The 4,973-nt window shown below is 53.9% G+C and carries 3 protein-coding genes; 1 reads left to right on the top strand and 2 read right to left on the bottom strand.

Annotated features, from left to right (window positions below; genetic code table 11):
- Nucleotides 1-97: IS3 family transposase (locus ROA7023_RS25775; protein WP_370739256.1), on the top strand; the 97-nt coding region annotated here is incomplete at its 5' end.
- On the opposite strand, the gene ROA7023_RS22855 is transcribed toward ROA7023_RS25775, so the two are convergent.
- Together ROA7023_RS22855 and ROA7023_RS22850 are read right to left on the bottom strand one after the other, a co-directional pair.
- Nucleotides 84-1,220 (bottom strand): site-specific DNA-methyltransferase, encoded by a 1,137-nt coding sequence (locus ROA7023_RS22855; protein ID WP_085881266.1) that lies wholly within the window; start codon nucleotides 1,218-1,220, stop codon nucleotides 84-86. The genes ROA7023_RS25775 and ROA7023_RS22855 overlap by 14 nt on opposite strands.
- Nucleotides 1,221-2,129: 909 nt before the next feature.
- Complete coding sequence (locus ROA7023_RS22850) at nucleotides 2,130-4,484, bottom strand: mechanosensitive ion channel family protein (protein ID WP_159458648.1); 2,355 nt, start codon at nucleotides 4,482-4,484, stop codon at nucleotides 2,130-2,132.
- Between the last annotated feature and the right edge of the window lie 489 nt (nucleotides 4,485-4,973).

Below are 4,973 nucleotides of genomic sequence, written 5' to 3'. Positions count from 1 at the left end.
CGACTACATCGAGCGCTTCTACAACCCGCGCAGACGGCACTCCAAATTGGGCTACCTCAGCCCCATGGAGTTCGAGGCTCGCGCTATGCTAGCTTAACCTGCTGTCCACGAAACCGGCAGCAGCTCATACTGCCTGATCCCATGAAGGGTTCATAAACCGCCTGGCCGCGACTGGAATTGTTCAGGATGGGACGACGCATACATTCAACCGGCTTCTGCGTACTATGCACTGTTTTGGCATCCTGATCCTTGTTCGCAATCTGCCACAGCGTTGTCTGCTTGCGGTCGCCCGCCCAGTGGCCCTTGCCGCTTTTTTTGACGGCATACCAGCAGGGTTCGTGCTGCCAGTGATAATCGCCGCGGCTGAGAACCAGTCGATCTTTCGCCCAGATGATTTGCGACCGCACGTTGAAGCCAGCCGCCATCAGGCTTTCCGCTACCGTCGCGGCATGCAGCGCGCCGTGCCAGACATAGGCGACATCGCCGGGAAACAGCGCCCATGCCTCGCGCCAATCCGCGCGGTCATCGTTCAGCACTTTGCCAGTGCGCTTGGTCTTCGCCGCACCTGCCTGGTTGCGCCAGGACGGATCATATTCGACGCCATAGGGCGGATCGGTCACCATCAGCAGTGGCTCCACATCGCCGAGCAGCCGCCCAACGGCGTCAGCCGAAGTGCTGTCACCGCAGATCAACCGATGCGATCCGAGTTGCCAAAGGTCGCCCGGTACCGACACCGGCGCAACCGGCAGGTCTGGCACATCGTCTTCACCCTCGACAGAACCATCGCCGCCCAGCGCCTCAGGATCGCGCAGCAGAGCATCCAAATCCTCGTCTGTGATCCCAAGCAGCGACAGGTCGAAGTCTTCCGCCAGCAGCACCGAGATTTCATCGCGCAGGATCGCCTCGTCCCATTCGCCGAGTTCCGTCAACTTATTGTCGGCGATGCGATAGGCGCGGCGCTCAGCCTCGTCGAGATGGCCCAACCGGATCACCGGCACTTCGGTCAACCCGAGCATCGTCGCAGCCAAAACGCGACCATGCCCCGCGATCAGCTCGCCATCGTCGGCCACCATGCAGGGTACGGTCCAGCCGAACTTGGCCATGCTCGCCGCGATCTTGGCGACTTGGTCGTCGCCATGAATCTTGGCATTGCGGGCATAAGGGCGCAGCCGTTCTATCGGCCAGCTCTCAATCTGGCTCGGCGCGAAGACAAGGTCCATGGGGCAGTTCTCTGATTTGGGGCAAGGCGGTCAAACTGATGCACACTGCCAAGACAGCAGGCAGCAGGCAGCAGGCAGTAGGCAGCAGGCAGCAGGCAGCAGGATCACGGTCGCAATGAGGGGAAAACGAAACCGACCAAGAGGGTATTCCTCCGGGCGCTGCTCTTCGATGGTTAAGGGGTACGTCAAGGGGGGCAGCTTTGTCAAACCATTTTCTAGCTTGGAATCAATGTGTTCCGCCCAATCTGGAAAAGGCCCGCGCCAAGGTGGCTTCCTGTGGTGGCTTCTTGCCAAGGTCGAATCCACCAAGTGGATTCCTCGAAGACCAAAAGGAATCCACCCTTGGCCAAGGCCGCTGTCGCGCAACCCTTTGATGTTGAGTCGTAAATTCAAACCCATCGGCTGGGGTGGCTTCCAGGTGGCTTCCCCGGTGAAAACGCCACGCGCTAGCCAAGTGGCGCGCTCAGCCCCCCCGTATACGGATTGCGCCCGGGAGGAACCATGCCGGGGGGAACGACGCACCCGGCCCATTGCCGCCTTCCAGCAACCACCCCGGATGCTGCGGTGCGGCCCGTCGAAGCGGCCGTTGGTGCATGGTGCAGCATTTTTGTCGACTGAAACGTCGGTGTGCGGACAAAGCGCCAGTTCGCTGCGGGTGCATAATATCCAGTTTCGCTGGTGCAGCATCTGTCATGAAGGGCGGGAAGGAGACCTTCGCTGCGGCTGCAAACTAAATTGGACGACTTGGAGAAAGCAGACTTTCAGAGAGGCTATTCCCCTACCGCGCTGTCACTAATAATGGGGTGCTCAGTAGCCTTTTGTCCAATAGCACACGGCGATAACTATAATGCTTCTCAGGCATATTATCTGGATAACCAAAGCAGCATTGATTTATTCACATTACCCATCCTAGCGATCATCTCCTGAAGGAGCAGCAGGGCCGCCGTCTGGCTCCGCCAATATTGCCGCCGCTCCGAGAGTTTGCTTTTCAAGGTCAGTCAACTCTGTGTGGTTATCCTTGGCGACCCTCACGGTCACCTCGCGATGTGCAAAGTGAATGCCCTCTTTTTCAAAGATATCCCGGATATCTTGATAGACTCGCTTGCGAATGACCCATTGATCTCCAGGTTTTGTCATGAACTTCACGCGAATAATCATCGCGGAATCTTCCATTTTGATCACCCCTTGAGACTTGAGCGGTTGCAGGAACTGCTCGCCAATCTCCGGATCTTCCAAAAGGCGCTGACCCAGGTTCTTAATGAGTTTTCGAACTTTCTCGACGTCAGTGTCGTAAGTCACCCGCAGCGGCAGCTTCATCATCACCCAATCGCGCGAGTAATTCGTCAGGAACTGGATTTCGCCGAACGGGACGGTATGCAGCGGTCCAAGATGGTGACGCAACTGGAACGAACGGACCGAGACGCCCTCAACTGTACCCCTGACGTGCCCTATATCAACGTACTCACCTTTGCGAAAAGCGTCATCAACAAGGAAGAAGGCCCCGGAAAAGATATCGCGAACCAGCGTTTGCGAACCAAATCCAATAGCAAGACCAACAACGCCGGCACCGGCAAACAATGGCCCTACATTGAACCCCATTTCGGTCAACGCGATTAGGATGGACGTGACAGAAATAACAGCTAAGAGAAAGTTCCGGAACAAGGGCAACAATGTTGCCAAACGACTGGCACCCCCCGCGCCCCCTTCATCACCAGGTACTGAAGCGACCACCTCACCGACCTCATTGCGGATCTTGGTATCAATCCAGATAAGGACAAAATGATAGGCAATATAGCCCAGAAATAGGATGAAGATGACGTCGTAACTGATGCCAAAAACTGAATTTCCCGAGAAAAGGCCATCCAGACGCCAAATCCTGAACAGCGCATAAATACCTGACGATAATGCCACGAGCGCCGCTATTCGCTGCGCAAGATCCTCAAATGAAGTCATAGTGTTCTGTGCTTCGATCTTGGTCTCAATCTCTTGGGTTGTTATTTCTCCTTCGTCTGGCTCGCCATCCAGCGCGTTGTCCATACGGCTCTGATGTTCTATCTCAGCACGCAAGTTGGTGATGTTCTTCTCCTGTTGAACGCGCCGTCTCTTGAAGAAGACTTCGATGACGAAAGACACCAGCGCATAGACAACCAGTACTGTCAGCAAAACCGCGTAACCTGATGAGATCAATGGAACATCATTCGGTAATCCGACAACCAGTCGATACCCCGTGACGGCCCATGCGATAATCACATATCCGATCGCAAACGCGATCCAATAGCCCGCCAATAGTCGCGTTGGCCAACTCACTTCGGACGGAGATCTCGCCTTAAGGATTGCACCAGTAACAATACCACTATTCGCGACTAAAAGAGCGACGCTAAACATCACGATACCAATGGACAGGTAGAGTGACAGCAGTCCTGCCATTGTTCGAGACACGCCAAGTTCTTGTAGCCAAGTAGTATAGAGAAACACCCCAAGGCTAAGGATGACACCCGCCGTCAACCAGAAGAACATCTTCTTTGCAGCAATTGTACATTGCTCTAGATCGTCTTTATGGAACTTTGGAATTCGATAGTTCGGTAAATATGGTGCAAACACCATTCGCCATAACAGAACGACAACGCTGATGATGACGAAAGATGCCACTAGATAATTTGCTGTAATCTCAACAGCGTTATTCTCCGGTGTGCCCAAGACAACTGACGCGAGCCCATATCCTATTGCCGCAGTGAGGACTGTTCCCCCCAAGCCATAGAAGAACCGCTGAGCAAGCACAGGGATTTTCTCACTATACCCTACAGGGCACTCTGCCAGCTTCTGATGAAGTCGAGGAAGGGCAAAAAAACGCTCGCATACAAAGTGGTTAAACACGACGCCGATAGCTAGGCACAACGCATAAACGAACAAGTATTTCACGAAAAAGCCGATCGTGCCGTCCGGCGCGTTCTGTTCTACAATAAATCTGATCTCGCTCCGCATCTGCGATGCTTTTGTTAGGAAACCTCTTGCTTCCTCTTTGAATTCTCGAATGGCTTGGTTCGCTTTCGCGATCACCGTCTCTTCCTCACCGTCTAGATCATCTTCAGATGCCAAAGGGGTCAAGGCAAAACTCAAAACATTGCCATCAGAAATGACCCAAGTACCTGACATGCTGGGATCCAATGCTGCCTCAGCGGGAAGCAGTTGCTGTGCACTGACCATCAGACAAGGCCACAGCAGAACAAAAGACATCAAGACCATATTTTTAATCATTGCGACCATAATTTTTCGCCTTTTGAACAATGAGAATGGTGAGTTGGAGTAAGTCCGCAGAGCCGCCATAGAAGTCCAATCTCTCGTGAAATTCCTGACAGTTTGCGTCAGATGTCGACTAGGAGCCCATTGCGGAAGAGTCAAATCTTCGCTGCGAGCGCAAGCGGCACTAAAACATGCTGCGCCGACGTGACATCGTCGCTGCATCGCAGAAACGAATGCAGTCATTCAAGCAATGTGCAGCAAATGGAAGCCACAAAACTAGACAACGCGTCTTTGGTCGGCATTTCAAACGCGGATCTCTTGGCAACATTATGTCTCAGCAAGTCGTCCTCGAAACGCGGCTGATAACGACTTATAACTGCGAACACCGGTGTTTGTCAAAGTAGTTGTCCGCCGATTTCATGCGGCGTCTCTGATTTCAGGGGCGCTGATTTCGGTTTCTGGGTTAAGCCAGACGGGTCCGGCAGGTTGCCAGTTGCGGGTTTTGCCTGACCA

The sequence above is a fragment of the Roseisalinus antarcticus genome (assembly GCF_900172355.1).
Lineage (GTDB): Bacteria > Pseudomonadota > Alphaproteobacteria > Rhodobacterales > Rhodobacteraceae > Oceanicola > Oceanicola antarcticus_A.
This window is presented reverse-complemented; position numbering and strand designations above follow the sequence as displayed.

Bases quoted from the DNA above. Each gene is read 5' to 3' on its own strand.
- ROA7023_RS22855 (WP_085881266.1), bottom strand. From the start codon at position 1,220: ATGGACCTTGTCTTCGCGCCGAGCCAGATTGAGAGCTGGCCGATAGAA.
- ROA7023_RS22850 (WP_159458648.1), bottom strand. From the start codon at position 4,484: ATGGTCGCAATGATTAAAAATATGGTCTTGATGTCTTTTGTTCTGCTG.